The sequence below is a fragment of the Photobacterium sanguinicancri genome (assembly GCF_024346675.1).
Lineage (GTDB): Bacteria > Pseudomonadota > Gammaproteobacteria > Enterobacterales > Vibrionaceae > Photobacterium > Photobacterium sanguinicancri.
Genome location: NZ_AP024850.1, coordinates 3,339,302 through 3,356,637, shown reverse-complemented (window position 1 = coordinate 3,356,637; position 17,336 = coordinate 3,339,302). Strand labels below are relative to the sequence as shown.

Here is a 17,336-nt window from a genome sequence, read left to right as displayed (position 1 = left end):
TGCGGTAGGCATAATATTAATCGAAGCAGATTTCGATGAATGCTTTTCCGTGCTCAGAATCAAATGGCATGATAATGATTGCGCCATCACACTTGTGCGTAATAGTGTGGCCGCGACCAGAAACAACTGCTGGTGTTGCCATATCAAACTCATAGCCTTTGTCGGATAGGATACGTTTAGCACCACCCGTGACCATATTGGTAATTTCACCCACCATATCAGTGACTTCTTCATTGATACCGTTAGGGCGCTCACCCAGCATACGCTGCATGATTTCAAGGGCTAAGCCTTCATCAAAAGTGATCGACATAGATCCCTTTGTCGTCGGGCCAACCATACCGATTAACCCAGAGACATCACCTCGGGCTACTTCATCTTTTTTTAAACGAGGCTTTTGAGGAGCAAGCTCCATCGATGCCATTGTTTTTAATACGTTTAGCAATGATGCTAAAAAAGGATTTACGAATTCTGCGCGCATAATGACGTTATTATTCTTTAATTAAAGGTTACTGCTGATCGCTCTGACAGTCTTTGCAAATACCATGGCTTTCTACCACATGGTGAGCGATTTTAAATCCATGAGAATCAGCTTTAATACGTAATAATTTTGCCAGCTCTTCATCATGACATTCATCTACTGAGCCACACTCATCACAGATCAATAGCTGTGAACAATGCTCGGCATGACCAAGCAAGCAACAAGCAATATAGCTATTGGTCGACTCGACTTTATGGATAAAGCCTTGAGCCATGAGAAAGTCTAACGCTCGATAAACTGTAGGTGGCTTCGCTTGTGGTTCCGTTACTTTTAGTAAATCTAGCAACTCATAGGCACTGATCGAGCGACGATGCTCAACAATAAGAACGAGAACTTTCAAACGCTGAGGCGTTAAGCGTACACCTCGTTGCTCACAAAGTTGTTGTGCTTGAAGCAACAGTTGTGCTTGGCTTGCCATATAACCTCAAATAACAGCGGTAGGACCTGTAGTTTACCACAGCTAATAATAAAGGTATCTCAGAACAAAAAGTTCCTGATTGGAAGATGAGGATTTTTTGTGTTTCTGATCACAAATTATTATCGCTAGTTACGTCTATATAGCGGCACTCTTTCCATTTTTCTTTACTGCGCGAAGGTTTATTTCCAATAAATCGCACTATGTCCTCTAAGTTAGCCCACTTTTGTCCCAAATATGCATCATGTACAGCTTTGTTGTCTTTTTTCCGCTTTTTTGTGTCCATTGGTGAGTGGGTAGAGTGTTTACTGATTTAAGTCGTTGATATTATGGTTTTTAATGGCTTGTGCAGCTTTTGGGTTATTATTGTGCAAAATCTAAAAGAGCTGTACGGTTTGTTTTTTGTCATTATATTTCAGGTGCTTATGTTAAAGTTGAAAGTTACATTATGTTCTTTGTTCTTTGAGGGAAGATTTCAATTGATAGTTTTCGCTTGTACAGCAAAAGGTAGAATGTTCAGTAGAAAGCTACACCTTCTTAAAGTTGTGTGTTTTGGACTTTTGTAAGTCATTGATTCATATTTATTATAATGGCTGTGCAGCTTTTGGGTTGCTATATTCCAAAAGCTATTTTTGCTGTACGCCGTTAATTTGCAATGGAGTCTTTGGGTTTTATCTTCATTTAAAACAGTTGGTTATGTTTTTATTTGATATTTAGAATTTGGCCTATCATATTACTTTTAGTTTCTATTTTGAGCTGGAATTAATGCGTTGATAGCTGTTATGAGGGCTTTATGGCCGTGCAAATAAATCCAATTGGGAAACAGGGGTGAATAAGGTAGAATTCGTGGTCATTTTTCACTCTTTGTTTGTATCGAGTGGGAGAACGTAATAATGGTGATTAACGAGGTTATCTAATGCCAAACAGTGCTGTTGCGAGTTGCGACGATTTACATACAGAACTTACACATAAGGAGGAGTTTCCTTCGTGTCGTTTCTCTGTCGCGCCTATGCTCGATTGGACTGACCGTCATTGCCGTTATTTTCACCGTTTAATGAGTGACCATGCATTGCTTTATACCGAAATGGTCACAACGGGTGCGATTATTCACGGTAAGGGTGATTTTCTTGCGTATAACGAAGAAGAGCACCCACTTGCGCTGCAGCTAGGGGGCTCAAACCCTGCTGACTTGGCGCGTTGTGCTAAATTGGCGCAAGAGCGTGGTTACGATGAAATAAACCTGAATGTAGGTTGCCCTTCAGATCGAGTGCAAAACGGAATGTTTGGTGCTTGCTTGATGGGTGAGGCTGACTTAGTGGCACAGAGTATTGCCGCAATGCGTGAAGTCGTTGATATTCCTGTTACGGTGAAAACGCGTATCGGTATTGATGAGCAAGATTCTTATGAATTTTTGACCCACTTTATTTCGACGGTTTCTGAGAAAAGTGGTTGTGACGACTTTACTATTCATGCGCGTAAAGCATGGCTAAAGGGGTTAAGCCCGAAAGAAAACCGTGAAATTCCACCGTTGGATTACCCGCGAGTCTATCAATTAAAACAAGACTTCCCTCATCTTAAAATGGCGCTGAATGGCGGCATTAAGACGTTTGATGAGATGGATGAGCATTTAAAGCATCTTGACGGTGTGATGGTAGGTCGTGAGGCATACCAAAATCCCTATATCATGGCGCAAGTGGATCAACGCTTATTTGGTAGTACTAAGCCGATTATCAAGCAGCGTGAACTGGTTGAAGCTATGTACCCATATATTGAACGTCAACTTGCTAATGGTTCGTACCTTGGCCATATCTCTCGCCATATGCTGGGTTTATTCCAAGGCTTGCCGGGTGCGCGTCAGTGGCGTCGTCACATTAGCGAAAATGCACATAAAGCGGGTGCTGGTATTGAAGTGTTACAGCAAGCGGTAGCAAAAATTCCAGCGGAATTGGATGTTTAGTTGATTTAACTAATCTATTGGTAAAATTGACCACATTTAAAAGAGCGATAGGCGAAAAGCCCTCGCTCTTTTTTTTGATTGCGGCTTATCCTATTGATTATATAGGTTTTATTTTAGTGTGTGGAAGTGGCGCAGTTTGTGCAGTTTAGATGGTAGTGATGAATGATGAATACAGTAATTAAGCAGACGTTGCCGATATAAAGCGGTTATTGAATGTCTGCATAATTTGGAATTTGAGGGGGACGTATGGTCGAGATTTTATTTCTATTCACATTTGCGATGGTGCTGATATTTACAGGTATCAGCATGTTGGGGATGTTCTTAGCGGTGGCAGCAGGCTTTGCTGTTATGGCGGTTATTGGGATGTTAGGTGTGATGTTTAAGCTACTCCCTTGGCTTATTGTTATAGCCTTAGGTGTATGGTTTTACCGTGAGCATAAGGCTGATAAATTACACCGTAGCCGCATGAATTACCGACGTTAAAATTGAGTTTTTACTCAGGTTATAAGTTACGTCAAGAGAGTGTTATTTTTTGTATAGAAGGCATTGTTTAACAAATCAAATGGGGTCATTTTGTACAGCATCTGGTATAGTCTCGCCCGAATTTTATACAAAATAAGAGCGGAGACTCTGCATGAACAAATTTACTCTTACAGCAGCGGCAGCTGCTGTAGCATTTGCAGCGGCAATGCCAGCACAAGCAGCTACCCTTCTTGGTGTAAAAGTAGGTGCTGATGCATGGTTAACAAGCGGTAAAACTGAAGCTGGTTCTTTTTCTAAAGATGCAGATGATAAAACAATGGGTTCGTTCCATATTGCGTTTGAGCACTTCATCCCATTAGTTCCGAATGCTCGTATTCGTTACAGCGAAGTTGATAATGGCACTGTGTCTTTCAACCAAATGGATTACACAGCATACTACGAAATTCTAGACAACGACGCAGTTGCACTGGATCTTGGTGTGGTGATGTCTAAATTCAACGCCGGTAAGTTTGCGGGTCAATCATTCAGTGAATGGCAGCCAGCAGTTTACGGTGCAGGTGAAATCGGTATCCCAATGACGCCAGTTTCTGCGTTTGGTGATCTGACATACGGTACATACGACGATACGAAAACCGTTGATGCACAAATTGGTGTTAAATGGACCATTCCTCTACTTGTTGATCTAAACCTTCGTGCGGGCTACCGCGTGATGGATCATGACTTTGCATTCATTAACGGTTACAACTCTGTAAAAGTGAAGAATGACGGTTGGTTCCTAGGTGTTGAAGTAGACATCTAATCGTTACACTTACCTTGTAAGTTTGTACGAAAAGCCTTAGGGAAATATCCTATAAATTGAAAGCCACGATTATCGTGGCTTTTTTGTTGCCTGTTTTCTCAATTATGTACCATTTTTAATAGATGACTGAGTTATCAGGAGTCAGGCTTATGACATTAACGGAACTGCAGGGCTTATATGCACGTAGCGACTTAGTTGAGGCGGTTGTTGAACCTTCGATTCAAGAAGGGGGCTGGATCGTTGAGTTTCGTCATCGCCGGGGTGGCTTTGTTCCACTAACGGATGGTGCGGGTAGCGAACAGTGTTATCAAGATATTGATACCGCGAGTGAGCGTGCGTTTGAAGTGGGTTTTCACCAAGTGCGTATCGCCGATAACTTTTAAATTTCCTTTCTTTCTTATGATAGGTGAGGTGTTACGGCGGCACTCAACCTTACTAAAAGTTATAAAACATTCTTATCTATTCTTTCTTGTTATTTCATTGAGTGGCTAATCTAACCTTACGCAATGTATAGGGAACGTCGTGTCATGGTACTCAAGGAACTGTCGGCCTTAGCCAGCCCACTCAATGATCAACAAATAGATCAACTTCAACAGGCTACATCAGAATTGTCATCTCAACAGATGGCGTGGATCAGTGGTTACTTTTGGGGGTTAAGCCAAACGCAACCCACCGCGCAGCCACAAGCTGAGAGCCATTCTATTGCCGCTGTTGCAAGCCAACCTGTTGGTAAGCTAACCATCATTTATGCCTCTCAAACCGGTAATGCGAAGGGGCTTGCAGAAACCTTGCATGCCGAAGCGGATGCTGCGGGTATTCATGCCGAAGTATTCTCTGCGGGTGATTACAAAGGTAAAAATTTAGCAAAAGCTACGCATCTTATTATTATTGCTTCTACTCATGGTGAAGGTGAAGCGCCAGATGATGCGATTGAATTACATGAGTTTTTGCAGTCGAAGAAAGCCCCGAATTTATCTCACCTGAAATATGCGGTGATTGGACTGGGTGATTCTAGCTATGAATTCTTCTGTCAAACTGCCAAAGACTTCGATAGTTACTTAAACAAACTGGGGGCGGAATCAGTACTTGAACGCCTCGATTGTGATGTTGATTATGAAGCGCAGGCAGCGCAATGGCGTGCATCTGCACTAGAAATTGTTCAGCAAACGCTTTCAACGGGTGAGGCTGAAGTGGTGCAGTTGCCTGTCGGGCAAAGCCAAGCATCGGTGTCGCAATATACTAAACAGAATCCGTATGACGCGGCATTACTTAGCAGCCAGAAAATCACTGGGCGTAATTCGGGCAAAGATGTTCGTCATATTGAGATTGACCTTGAAGGTTCAGGGCTAACTTATCAGCCTGGTGATGCGCTCGGGGTGTGGTATGACAATGATCCAGCCCTCGCCGCCAGAGTGATAGCCCAAGTTGGATTGACAGAAAAGACTCAAGTCGATGTTGATGGCGTTTCATTAGTGCTGTTAGAGGCATTAACGAAGCATTATGAAATTACCAATGCCAACCCTCAGTTAGTCACCCAATATGCCTCGTTGTCAGGCAGTAAAAAATTAGAAAAGTTACTGTCTGATAAAGATAAGTTACGTGCCTATGCGGGTAATACTCAAGTATTGGATGTACTAGCTGAAAAGAAAACCAAACTAACTGCAGAGCAACTACAAGGGTTACTACGTCGCCTTACTCCTCGTCTTTATTCTATTGCCTCTAGCCAACAAGAAGTCGGTGAAGAAGTGCATTTAACCGTTGGGGTTGTTGAATATCAGCAAGGTGAGGAAACCCGACAAGGTGGCGCTTCGAGCTTCTTATCTCACCGCCTTGAAGAAGGTGAAAATGTTCGTGTCTTCGTAGAAGCGAATAAGCATTTCAAACTGCCTGAAAATGATGATACTTCCATCATTATGGTAGGGCCGGGCACCGGTATTGCACCTTTCCGTGCGTTTGTACAAGAGCGAGAAAACCGCGAAGCAAGCGGTAAAAGCTGGTTATTCTTTGGTGATCGCACTTTCACAGAAGACTTCCTCTATCAAGTCGAGTGGCAGAAATACTTGAAAGCCGGTGTGATTGATCAACTCGATGTAGCCTTTAGTCGTGATCAAGCAGAAAAAGTTTATGTGCAGCATCGCTTATTAGAGCAAGGTGCCAAGGTATGGCAGTGGCTTCAAGAAGGGGCACACATTTATGTCTGTGGTGATGCGAACCAGATGGCAAAAGATGTCCATCTAGCGTTACTCACTATTATTGAACACCACGGCCAACAAAGCCGAGAGCAAGCCGAACAGTATTTAACTGAGCTACGTAAGAGTCAGCGTTATCAAAAGGATGTGTACTAATGAGCGAACAAAAATTAGCAGATAACGAACGCCTGAAGCGCGAAAGTAATTTCTTACGTGGCACCATCGTTGAAGACTTAGCAAACCCAGTTACTGGAGCATTCCAGGGTGATAACTTTCAGTTGATCCGTTTTCACGGCATGTATCAGCAAGATGACCGTGATATTCGCGCTGAACGTGCCAAGCAGAAGCTGGAACCGTTACAAAATGTGATGTTACGCGCGCGTATGCCGGGGGGGATTATCACCCCTACACAATGGCTGGCGATTGATAAATTTGCCGCGGACCACAGTATTTACGGCAGTATTCGTTTAACCACCCGCCAAACCTTTCAGTTTCACGGGGTATTAAAACCCAACATTAAGTTAATGCATCAGACGCTAAATAAAATCGGAATTGATTCGATTGCAACGGCGGGTGATGTAAACCGTAATGTGCTGTGTACCACCAATCCTGTTGAATCAGAGCTACACCAAGAAGCCTATGAGTGGGCAAAGAAAATAAGTGAGCATTTACTGCCAAAAACAAGGGCTTATGCTGAGATTTGGTTAGATGGTGAAAAGCTGGAAACGACGGACGAAGAGCCAATTTTAGGCAGTACTTACCTACCGCGTAAGTTTAAAACGACCGTGGTTATTCCGCCGCAAAACGATGTGGATGTCCATGCCAATGATCTCAACTTTGTCGCGATTGCCGATGAAGGTAAGTTAATCGGCTTTAATGTGCTGGTGGGCGGTGGCCTTGCTATGACACATGGTGATAAATCGACATATCCACGCCGTGCTGATGATTTTGGTTTTATTTCTTTAGATAAGACGATTGCAGTGGCCGAGGCGGTGGTGACTACCCAGCGTGACTGGGGTAATCGCTCTAATCGCAAAAATGCCAAAACTAAGTATACGCTGGATCGTGTCGGCTCTGATGTATTTAAAGCGGAAGTAGAAAAGCGTGCAGGCGTCGAGTTTGCAACGAGTCGCCCGTACGAGTTCACTGATCGCGGTGACCGGATTGGTTGGGTAGAAGGCATTGATGGTAAACACCATTTAGCGCTGTTTATTGAAAATGGTCGTTTACTCGACTTTCCTAATAAACCACTAAAAACAGGTATGGCAGAAATTGCGAAAATCCATAAAGGTGATTTTCGTATGACGGCAAATCAAAATGTTATTGTGGCTGGTGTACCTGCTGCGGAAAAAGAAAGGATCGAAAGGATCGCGCGTGATCATGGTTTGATTGATGATGGCGTAACCGAGCAACGTAAAAATTCAATGGCATGTGTGTCATTGCCTACCTGTCCATTAGCCATGGCAGAAGCCGAACGCTTTTTACCGGATTTTGTGACGGATATTGAAGGTATTTTAGCGAAGCATCAACTTGGCGCTAGCGAAAATATCATTACTCGAGTGACGGGCTGTCCTAATGGCTGTGGCCGTGCCATGTTGGCTGAGATTGGCTTAGTCGGAAAAGCGCCAGGACGTTACAACTTGCACCTTGGCGGCAATCGTAACGGCACCCGCGTGCCGAAAATGTACAAAGAAAATATTAGCGTAGCTCAGATACTTGCCGATATTGATGAGTTAGTGGGGCGCTGGGCACGAGAGCGTGAAGAAAATGAAGGCTTTGGTGATTTTACGATCCGTGCTGGCATTATTGAGCCAGTATTAGTATCCAAGAGGGATTTCTATGCCTAATTCAACCACTGCCGTGTTGCCTGTACGTTGGCAGCTACAGGATTTATTGGCTTTAAATAAGGTCGATCAAATACTTCAGTTGGCTCAAATCAATGCTGAACTTGAAGTGCTATCGGCTGAAGAGCGTGTTCGTTGGGCGCTTGAGCACCTTCAAGGTGATTTTGCGTTAGCCTCTAGTTTTGGTGTGCAATCGGCGGTTATGTTGCATTTAGTGACCAAAGTAAAGGCGGATATCTCGGTTATTTTGACTGACACGGGCTACTTATTCCCTGAAACGTATCTGTTTATTGATGAGCTTAAAGAGCGTTTGTCATTGAATGTTCAAGTTTACCGTTCGCCACTGACACCTGCTTGGCAAGAGGCTCGTTATGGTAAGTTATGGGAGCAAGGTGTCGAAGGAATTAAGCTTTACAATCGATTGAATAAAGTTGAACCGATGCGTCGCGCACTTGATGAACTTCAAGTTGGGACGTGGTTTTCTGGCTTACGTCGTGCACAGTCAAGTTCTCGATCTTCGTTGCCAGTCCTTGCGATTCAAAATGGGGTGTTTAAATTTCTCCCTCTGATTGATTGGAGTAATGATGATGTAGATGCATACCTAGTTGATCATAAGTTGCCTTATCACCCGCTATATGAACAAGGTTATATGTCGGTAGGCGATGTGCATACAACTCAGAAGTGGGAGCCAGGTATGAAAGAAGAAGAAACCCGTTTCTTTGGGCTAAAGCGTGAATGTGGACTACATGAAGATGATGCGGAATCCGATGGTTCAGGTATTTAGTTGGTAGACTAAACCTTCTTATTTTCAATGTTTACAAGACTCTGACAGGGTAGCTTTGGCTACCCTGTATGCTATGCGGCGCTAAAAAGTGGTATTGCAATTTACATGTTTATTTTAGCTCGCTGGGTTCCATATTTTTCCGACAGCTTCCATCAGGCCTGCACTGGCTCCTTGGTCGCCCATGAATTGCATGACGACGGGAATGAATTGGCTGACCATACTCGGGTCCATGCCTAGGGTGGCAAAGACTTTATTTAAGCTATCCGCATTGGTGATCATACTGCCAAGCCCGGCGGGAAGTGAATCGGCTAAGCCTTCAGCCCCTGGGATCATGTTGGTGAGTTCGCTAGCCTGATCGCCTGTCAGTTGTTTACTTGCGAGTGATAACAATGCACCTGCGCCACCGGCTGCTTGTTCATTACTGATCCCGAGTTGGCTGGTTAGCATATCAGTTAAAGGGTTACTTAATACTTCACTGGCGGCTTCTGTTTTTTCATCTTCACCACCAAACAGATCGGAAAAACTGAACGCGTTAGCGGCGGTACTGAAACTGAGGCAGGCAAATAATGTCAGCACAGTGCTGAAAAGGTGACTTCGTGAGGCAAATGACTTCATGGCTTTCTCCTATTTAACCAAGGCTAGGAGCGTAGAGGTATCTCAATGGGATGAAATACTTTTATGCTCAGCAACGTAGTTAAGCCTAGTGGAGAATGTGGCACTCGTAGCAAATAAATTCACTAAAAAGTGCTATAGCTATAGAGGGTTACAGCACATACAAAAAACGGCGCAAGCGCGCCGTTTTATTACTGAAAGTTAGCGGGTAACTTACAGGATATCTAGAAGCTCAACTTCGAATACTAGTGCTGCGTATGGAGGGATAGCTGCACCCGCACCGCGTTCACCGTATGCTAGGTTTTGTGGAATGTGTAGTTTCCACTTAGAACCTACAGGCATCATTTGTAGAGCTTCAACCCAACCAGCGATAACGCCAGTTACAGGGAACTCAGCAGGTTGACCGCGAGTTACAGAGCTGTCAAATACAGTACCGTCGGTTAGTTGACCGTGGTAGTGAACACGTACTTGCTTGTCTGAAGTTGGGATTTCACCGTTACCTTCAACAAGAACTTCGTACTGAAGACCAGATTCAGTTACTGTAACTTCTTCGCGTAGTGCGTTATCTTTTAGGTAAGCTTCGCCGTCAGCAGCAGCTGCTTTTGATTGCTCTGCACGTGCTTCTTCTGCACGAGTGTGAAGATCGCGAAGCGCGTTGTTGATATCATCAACTTCGATTTCTGGCATGTCGCCAGTTAGAGAAGTTGCGATACCTTTAGCGATCGCAGCAACGTTTAGGCCTTCAAGACCGCTTTGTGCTAGCTGTTGGCCCATTTGTAGACCAATACCGTAGCTTGCTTTAGTTTCAACTGTATCTAGTTTAACGTCAGACATGTTGTCATCTCTTAATTAGAGTCAATAAGGCAAGCAGGATACCAGTTTCGACCCTTACGGGTAAACTGTTGTTAATAATTGTCACCTTTTTTACGTCGTAGATGTGTTTTGCTGTATTCGTTATGGAGAGTTAGTTATGGGACAGGCCAGACGCCGTTCAAAGAAAAAAAGCGAATTTAAGCTGCCAGAATGGCAGTTTGATCGTGCGGTTCTTTCTGCGCTAAAGGATAAAGGCCTGACTGCACTTGCTCCGATCCGTGGGCGATGGGCTAAGTTACCGACATTACATCGTCGAGCATTAACCGTTTTAGTGCCTGTGGTGGTGCTATTACTGCTGTTACCCAGTAGCCCTAGCATGACAGTTGAACCCGAGACGGACAGTGTTCGTCGCGAAGTGACGTTAAATTTAGGGGAAAGTGCGCCAGAACCGATTGGCGAACGCTCGGAACCCGTATCGCCGCAACGAGTGAAGCGGGCAGAACCTGCATCACCATCGACGCCTAAAACAGTGAGTATTCAATCTGAGAAAACAAGCAGCGTTGCTTCAACTAGCACGAAAGCGCTTTCGCTTGAATGGCAGCGCTATCAAATTCAGCAAGGGCAGACATTGGCGAATATTTTCCGTGAAAAGTCACTGCCACTCTCTGACTTGTATGCTGTAGCTGCAATTGAGGGGAAAGATAAGCCACTAAGTAGAATTAAATCGGGTCAATGGATCCGTTATAAGCAAACGGCCACGGGTAATCTTGATGCGATTCAAATTGAAACTACCAGTGGTAAATCTGTGATGTATTACCGTTTGTCTGATGGTAGCTTTTCGCGAGGTAAGTAGGGACGTTAGGTGTTCTTGATATGAGGGCAACAGAGGTTACCGATAACAAAGCCGCATAATGCGGCTTTGTTCGTTTTAATAAGATGGTACTTAATAGTGTTAGCGAGTAATTGCTTTTTCTAAACGCATATCAATATGCGGAATGTCATCTTCTAAGTACATCTCGGATATCGCGCTAAAGCCGTAGCCCTTGTAATACGCTTGCAAGTGGTCTTGGGCGCCAATATCAATGGTTTGATCTGGCCATTGCACTTGTGCGGCATCTAATGCCCGCGTTAATAATTTATGCCCCAAGCCTTTTCCTCGAGCATGACCTGTCGTTAATACTCGTCCAATACTGACATTGTCGTAAGTCACACCTGGAGGTAGAAGGCGTAAGTACGCCACTAACTGATCATTATCGTAAGCCAATAAGTGCTGCGTATCTGGGTGACGGTCATGTTCATCTAATTCGTGGTATGGGCAATTTTGCTCTACCACAAAGACATCAACACGTACTTTTAGTAGATCATACAGTTGGTGGGTCGTCAGTTGTTCAAACGGTAAACAGTGCCATTGCATACGGTATTCTCATCTCTTCAAGGTTGGCTTTTCAAGGCTAGTCATTATTATGAATAGTGGTGATATTTTATTTATAATCGTTCTACTCAAATAGTTATTTTTTGATGTTATTTTTTTAGGCCTTTATCTTCATCCTGCCGCGCTTTTATTCGGCTGAGGCTGGTGGCTGTGATCCCCAAATAAGAGGCGAGCTGTTTATCTGTGATCTGTACATCCAGCAGTGCAAAGTTGCTGGCAAATAATCGATAGCGTTCCTCTGGACTATACATCAGCATGAAGCGCTCTTTGTTTTCTTTGAAGGTGAGCTGGCGTTCGAGTAAGGCTGTATATAAAGGGTGCTGCTGGGTACGCCATTGTTCGAGTAAACGAATTGGCAAGGCTAAGATGCGACTGGCGACAAGCGTTTCAAGTAAAAATGGCGAATGACCATGAGTGGTTAGCGCTTCAAAACCGATAATGGTTTCTTGTTCCCAGTAGAACTCTTTACTAAAAGCGCGGCCTTCTTCCGTTAAGTAGCACGCGTGGCATACGCCCTCCGCTAAAAAGTAAAAGTGTTCCGCGGTTTGACCTTGGTGGATCAAAATATGGCGAGTAGGTAGTTCCAGTGGTGTTGCTTGTGCTGTAACGGCTTGAGCGTCTTCATCGCTTAACCCAAATTGCAGTAAAAATTGGTGCAATGCTGCTTTCATGCTGAACTCATTGAAAAGTGATGGTGTTGGTAGCATAACAAAAAAAACCGCCGCAAAAGCGACGGTCTTTATTTATAGAGCTTGAGGGTTATTTTGCTTGTAGATCGATACGGTAAATCGCAAAGCCTACTTTGTCTGAACCGACATTTGTCATCGGGTAGACGCCTTTCTCTTTAATAAACGCCGCCGCTTTGTCTGTTGGTGATGTTTCAAAGGTAACGTTTAGTTTTTTGTCACTCTTCAGTGGTGCAAAGTGCCAGTTATTATCGGCACTTGGGATCACTTGGCCTTTTTCTTTGCTTACACGGCTGATGTAGTCAGACAGTACTGTGCGGTTTTCATCTGGTGATGCAAATGCGACAAACTTCTCACCGGTACCCGCAAATTTACCACTGTATGCACGGTAGTTGTTGGTGGCAATGATGAAGTCTTGTTTTGGATCTACCGGCTTACCGTTAAAGGTTAATGTTTGAATACGCTCTGCATCGGCATTAACTAATTTACAGTCGCCGTCGTAACGGGCTGGCTGTGAAATGTCGATTGCGTAGTTTACGCCATCAATGACATCAAAGTTGTAGGTACGGAAACCATCCCAGTTGATTAGGCCTTGTTGTGCAGTGCTGTTGACATCAATTTGGTTAAATTGCGCCGCTGAACATTCAAGCCATTCTTTGACTTCTTTACCGGTTACCTTCATTGCAACAAGCGTATTTGGGTATAGATAAAGGTCAGCTGCGTTACGGAACGTTAGTTGGCCTGACTCTACTTCAGTGAAGTTTGTTGGATCGTTACCACGGCCACCTGCTTTAAACGGTGCAGCAGCAGAAAGGACTGGGATGCCATCTAAGTCTGGGTCACCTTGAATAAAGCGTTCTACATAGTCTTTTTGCGCAAGGTTAACTATTTGCACTGTTGGATCGTCTTGTACCAAGGCAAGGTAGCTGTACATGACATCGCTAGCTTTACCTATTGGTTGATTCACAAAAGTACGGGTTGCATCATGATCGTCAGCAATGGCTTTCACCATTTTTTGGTCAGCTTCAACCAATGCTACGCGCTTTTCTTTATCAAAAATTGGGCGAGCTTCGGTTTTCGCATCGCTTACTTCCCAACCTGCATCTTCTTTTTCAAGCACAAGATCGACAACACCTAGGTGATCACCCCAGCGGCCAGGCATAACGGCAGCAACGCCATTGATAGTACCTTTTTCGATATCAGCGCCTGGAACATTGGCAAAGCTCTTGCTCGGGAATACGGCATGAGAGTGACCAAAAGCAATGACATCAATGTCTTTAACGTCTGTTAAGTAGTATGTTGAGTTTTCTGCTTGAACTTTGTAAGGATCCGTAGAAATGCCAGAGTGAGGGATCGCAACAATAATGTCTGCGCCTTCTGCTTTCATTTGTGGAACATACTTTTCAGCTGTTTGTTTGATATCTAGCGCATCAACGCGGCCTTCAAGGTTCTTCTTATCCCAAATCATGATCTGTGGTGGTACAAAACCGATGTAACCCACTTTTACTTCGTGCTCAACACCATCGGTATCTTTTAACGTGTGTGATTTGATGATGTATGGCGTGAAGAGGTTTTTACCTGTTTTGATATCAACAACGTTGGCATTTACATACGGGAAGTTTGCACCCGCAATTGAGTTTTTCAAAAACTCTAAGCCATAGTTGAATTCGTGGTTACCAATATTGCCCACTTCGTAATCTAGCTGATTCATGGCTTTATAAGCAGGGTGGATTTCACCCATTTTAATGCCTTTGTCAGCCATGTAGTCGCCCATAGGGCTACCTTGAAGTAAGTCACCGTTATCAACCAATAGGCTGTTGGTCACTTCTGCACGCGCTTCTTTTACTAATGTTGCTGTACGAACTAAGCCTGTTTTTAATGTTGGCTTATCTTTGTAGTAGTCAAAGTCCATCACATTCATGTGAATGTCGGTGGTTTCAAGAATACGTAGCTTGATGGTTTCTGCCGTTGCAGGACCAGCCATTGTCAATAAACCACCTAATACCGCAATAGTAAGAGGCTTGGCAGATAATTTCATGATTTACTCCAAGAAAGTGAGTTAGGAAAAGCTCGGCTAAGGTATCAAAAAACATGTCGAGTGAAAGTTTGATTCTTACTTTAATGTGCTGTAACTCTCACTTTAAGTGCGATAAATGTTATCTCATCAGCAGTTCTTATTTTAGGTCTAGATGACGCCTGTGCTATTTAAGAAAAAAACAGCATAAGTTACATCCAAAAGAACTAGTGAAAGTGCCACATCATTCCAATTAGGCACATTTGCCGCCTTTTTTACCCGAATTACAGTTAATTTATTGTGTCTACTCTCCCATTTTTGATTTCCTTATCTGAACCAAACTTTTTGGAATAAAAAATACAATTTTAGAATTTCAGGTAATATCGAGCTGTGTCTATAGTGCTCTTAATAGGAATGAAAGAGGGCGCAGACATGGACTACTTGCCAATTTTTGCAGATTTAAAGCACCGACCGTGTGTCGTGGTGGGTGGCGATACTGTCGCATGGCGTAAAACTCAGATGTTGCTAAAGGCGGGCGCAGATGTTCGTGTGGTCGCGGAAGAGTTGAACGCAGATTTTCAAGCGGCGGTGATCAATCTGCAAGTTACCCACGTTGCTGCTGAGTTTTCTCCTGAATTGCTTGATGGCATTTTCCTCGCCATTGCCGCGACTGAGCGTAAAGCACTTAATGCTTTAGTGTATCAATCGGCTAATCAGCGCCAAGTGCTGGTGAATGTGGTGGATGATACCCAGCGTTGCAGTTTTATAGTGCCTTCTATTATTGATCGTTCACCGATAGTGGTCGCGATCTCCTCTTCGGGTAAAGCGCCCGTTCTTGCGCGTTTATTACGTGAAAAAATTGAAGTGTTATTACCACACCACATAGGGGCGATGGCAACCATCGCAGGTCGCTTTCGTGATCGCCTTAAACGGACTATTTCTGATTTTTCTACGCGTCGTTTGTTTTGGGAGCAGGCCTTCGAGGGTCGTTTTTCACAGCTAGTTGCTACGGGTAAAAAACAAGATGCGGAAAATGAGTTGATCCGTTTATCACAGACGATGCAGCCGCAAGGTGGCGTCTCACTTATCGGTTCAGGTCCTGGCGATGCAGGTTTGTTGACACTGCGTGCTTTGCAGTTAATGCAGCAAGCGGATGTGGTGCTGTACGACTATTTAGTGTCGGATGAAATTATGGATTTAGTACGCCGTGATGCAGAACTTGTCTGCGTGGGCAAGCGTGCGGGTTTTCACAGTGTGCCGCAGCAAGAAACTAATCGATTAATCGTCGCATATGCTCAACAAGGTAAACGAGTGGTGCGGTTAAAAGGGGGTGACCCCTTTATGTTTGGCCGTGGTGCGGAAGAGCTGGAGGTTTTAGTTGATGCTGGTATTCCGTTTCAGGTTGTGCCGGGTATTACGGCTGCTGCTGGGGCGACAGCGTATGCTGGGATTCCGCTGACCCATCGCGATTATGCACAAACAGCGATGTTTATTACTGGCCATACCAAATCGGAAAGTGATCCCCTTGATTGGTCTATTTTGGCGCGGGGTAAGCAAACTCTCGTTATTTATATGGGCTTGATGAAATCGAGCTACATTCAGCAACAGCTACTGCAACATGGCCGCGAGGCTGACACTCCAATCGCCATTATTGAGCGTGGCACTCAGAAGAATCAGAAAATTTTTAAAGGTCAGCTAAGTGAACTGGCTGAGCTCGCAAAAAATGCGGCTTCCCCATCGTTGATAGTGGTGGGCGAGGTCGTGACATTATCAGAAAAACTACGTTGGTTTGGCAATCAGGACGTTCAACCAGAGCCACGATCAGTGGTCAGTCTTTAGCATGGAGAGAGTGATGGACCCGAAACGATTAACTCATCTCAAGCAGCTTGAAGCGGAAAGTATGCATATTATCCGTGAAGTCGCTGCTGAGTTCGATAACCCAGTAATGATGTATTCCATCGGTAAAGATTCATCGGTGATGTTGCATTTGGCTCGTAAAGCCTTTTATCCCGGCAAAATCCCGTTTCCGTTGTTGCATGTTGATACCGACTGGAAATTTCGCGAGATGATTGCGTTTCGTGATCGCACCGCAAAAAAATACGGTTTTGACCTGTTAGTACACAAAAACCCTGAAGGGATGGCGATGGGGGTAGGGCCGTTTACACATGGGTCATCAAAGCATACCGACATTATGAAAACCCAAGGGCTTAAGCAGGCGTTAGATAAGTATGGTTTTGATGCGGCATTTGGGGGCGCACGTCGTGATGAAGAGAAGTCACGAGCTAAAGAACGAATCTATTCGTTTCGCGATAAAAACCACACCTGGGATCCTAAAAATCAACGCCCAGAATTATGGAAAACGTATAACGGTCAAATCAACAAGGGTGAGAGTATTAGAGTTTTTCCACTCTCCAATTGGACAGAACTCGATATTTGGCAATACATCTACTTAGAAAATATCGAAATTGTGCCTCTATACCTATCTGAGGTTCGCCCTGTGGTTGAGCGTGATGGGATGTTGATTATGGCTGATGATGATCGATTAAAACTAGAACCTGGAGAAGCGATTGAACATAAAAGTGTGCGCTTCCGTACCTTGGGTTGCTACCCACTCACTGGCGCTATTGAATCTGAAGCCAATACCTTGCCAGGTATTATTGAAGAAATGCTGGTAGCGACATCGAGTGAACGACAAGGGCGAGCTATCGATCATGATCAATCAGGTTCGATGGAATTGAAAAAACGCCAAGGTTACTTCTAAGGGAAGAGT

General features: G+C 44.2%; 17 protein-coding genes. 10 read left to right on the top strand and 7 right to left on the bottom strand.

All coding sequences use genetic code 11. The features are described from left to right. Window positions 1-16 precede the first annotated feature (16 nt). A complete protein-coding gene (locus OCU87_RS15355; protein WP_048900367.1) occupies window positions 17-478 on the bottom strand; it encodes a chemotaxis protein CheX in 462 nt (153 codons plus the stop codon). Window positions 479-506: 28 nt separating this feature from the next. Further along, complete coding sequence (zur, locus tag OCU87_RS15350) at window positions 507-956, bottom strand: zinc uptake transcriptional repressor Zur (RefSeq protein WP_062691676.1); 450 nt, start codon at window positions 954-956, stop codon at window positions 507-509. Window positions 957-1,962: 1,006 nt separating this feature from the next. Between zur and dusA the strand changes: the two genes are divergently transcribed. The 7 genes from dusA to OCU87_RS15315 all read left to right on the top strand — a co-directional run bounded on the left by dusA (window position 1,963) and on the right by OCU87_RS15315 (window position 9,009). Beyond that, a complete protein-coding gene (dusA, locus tag OCU87_RS15345; protein WP_239928787.1) occupies window positions 1,963-2,910 on the top strand; it encodes a tRNA dihydrouridine(20/20a) synthase DusA in 948 nt (315 codons plus the stop codon). Between the two features lie 246 nt (window positions 2,911-3,156). After that, window positions 3,157-3,393 carry an envelope stress response protein PspG gene (pspG, locus tag OCU87_RS15340; protein WP_062691677.1) on the top strand — a complete coding sequence of 79 codons (237 nt, stop codon included), beginning with the start codon at window positions 3,157-3,159 and terminating at the stop codon, window positions 3,391-3,393. 151 nt (window positions 3,394-3,544) lie between these two features. Next, the gene (locus OCU87_RS15335) at window positions 3,545-4,192 is read left to right on the top strand and encodes a TIGR04219 family outer membrane beta-barrel protein (RefSeq protein ID WP_062691679.1); all 648 of its coding nucleotides are present in this window, start codon (window positions 3,545-3,547) and stop codon (window positions 4,190-4,192) included. A 149-nt stretch (window positions 4,193-4,341) separates the two neighbouring features. Next, window positions 4,342-4,575 carry a hypothetical protein gene (locus tag OCU87_RS15330; RefSeq protein ID WP_062691681.1) on the top strand — a complete coding sequence of 78 codons (234 nt, stop codon included), beginning with the start codon at window positions 4,342-4,344 and terminating at the stop codon, window positions 4,573-4,575. A 144-nt stretch (window positions 4,576-4,719) separates the two neighbouring features. Continuing rightward, window positions 4,720-6,537: an assimilatory sulfite reductase (NADPH) flavoprotein subunit gene (locus OCU87_RS15325; RefSeq protein WP_261857514.1), complete on the top strand. Its 1,818-nt coding sequence runs from the start codon at window positions 4,720-4,722 to the stop codon at window positions 6,535-6,537. Next, entirely contained in the window at window positions 6,537-8,228 is a 1,692-nt protein-coding gene (gene cysI / locus OCU87_RS15320) for an assimilatory sulfite reductase (NADPH) hemoprotein subunit (RefSeq protein WP_261857513.1), read from the top strand. The genes OCU87_RS15325 and cysI overlap by 1 nt, the downstream gene beginning before the upstream one ends. Beyond that, window positions 8,221-9,009, top strand: coding sequence for a phosphoadenylyl-sulfate reductase (locus OCU87_RS15315; RefSeq protein WP_062691683.1), 789 nt, complete (start codon window positions 8,221-8,223; stop codon window positions 9,007-9,009). The genes cysI and OCU87_RS15315 overlap by 8 nt, the downstream gene beginning before the upstream one ends. A 114-nt stretch (window positions 9,010-9,123) precedes the next feature. Here OCU87_RS15315 and OCU87_RS15310 read toward each other — a convergent pair whose 3' ends face one another. Together OCU87_RS15310 and OCU87_RS15305 are read right to left on the bottom strand one after the other, a co-directional pair. Further along, window positions 9,124-9,624 carry a DUF2780 domain-containing protein gene (locus OCU87_RS15310; protein WP_094957225.1) on the bottom strand — a complete coding sequence of 167 codons (501 nt, stop codon included), beginning with the start codon at window positions 9,622-9,624 and terminating at the stop codon, window positions 9,124-9,126. A 210-nt stretch (window positions 9,625-9,834) separates the two neighbouring features. Then, window positions 9,835-10,455, bottom strand: coding sequence for an FKBP-type peptidyl-prolyl cis-trans isomerase (locus OCU87_RS15305; protein ID WP_062691685.1), 621 nt, complete (start codon window positions 10,453-10,455; stop codon window positions 9,835-9,837). 136 nt (window positions 10,456-10,591) lie between these two features. Here OCU87_RS15305 and OCU87_RS15300 point away from each other — a divergent pair, with 136 nt between their 5' ends. Next, window positions 10,592-11,287: a LysM-like peptidoglycan-binding domain-containing protein gene (locus OCU87_RS15300; protein ID WP_261857512.1), complete on the top strand. Its 696-nt coding sequence runs from the start codon at window positions 10,592-10,594 to the stop codon at window positions 11,285-11,287. A 99-nt stretch (window positions 11,288-11,386) separates the two neighbouring features. On the opposite strand, the gene OCU87_RS15295 is transcribed toward OCU87_RS15300, so the two are convergent. From OCU87_RS15295 to OCU87_RS15285, 3 genes are all read right to left on the bottom strand, one after another. Beyond that, the gene (locus OCU87_RS15295) at window positions 11,387-11,848 is read right to left on the bottom strand and encodes a GNAT family N-acetyltransferase (protein WP_062691688.1); all 462 of its coding nucleotides are present in this window, start codon (window positions 11,846-11,848) and stop codon (window positions 11,387-11,389) included. 107 nt (window positions 11,849-11,955) lie between these two features. Next, window positions 11,956-12,537 (bottom strand): Crp/Fnr family transcriptional regulator, encoded by a 582-nt coding sequence (locus tag OCU87_RS15290; RefSeq protein ID WP_094957222.1) that lies wholly within the window; start codon window positions 12,535-12,537, stop codon window positions 11,956-11,958. Window positions 12,538-12,625: 88 nt separating this feature from the next. Further along, the gene (locus tag OCU87_RS15285; RefSeq protein WP_261857511.1) at window positions 12,626-14,590 is read right to left on the bottom strand and encodes a bifunctional 2',3'-cyclic-nucleotide 2'-phosphodiesterase/3'-nucleotidase; all 1,965 of its coding nucleotides are present in this window, start codon (window positions 14,588-14,590) and stop codon (window positions 12,626-12,628) included. Between the two features lie 408 nt (window positions 14,591-14,998). Between OCU87_RS15285 and cysG the strand changes: the two genes are divergently transcribed. Together cysG and cysD are read left to right on the top strand one after the other, a co-directional pair. Then, window positions 14,999-16,405, top strand: coding sequence for a siroheme synthase CysG (gene cysG, locus OCU87_RS15280; protein WP_261857510.1), 1,407 nt, complete (start codon window positions 14,999-15,001; stop codon window positions 16,403-16,405). Between the two features lie 13 nt (window positions 16,406-16,418). Beyond that, a complete protein-coding gene (gene cysD, locus OCU87_RS15275; RefSeq protein ID WP_261857509.1) occupies window positions 16,419-17,327 on the top strand; it encodes a sulfate adenylyltransferase subunit CysD in 909 nt (302 codons plus the stop codon). Window positions 17,328-17,336: the final 9 nt, after the last annotated feature.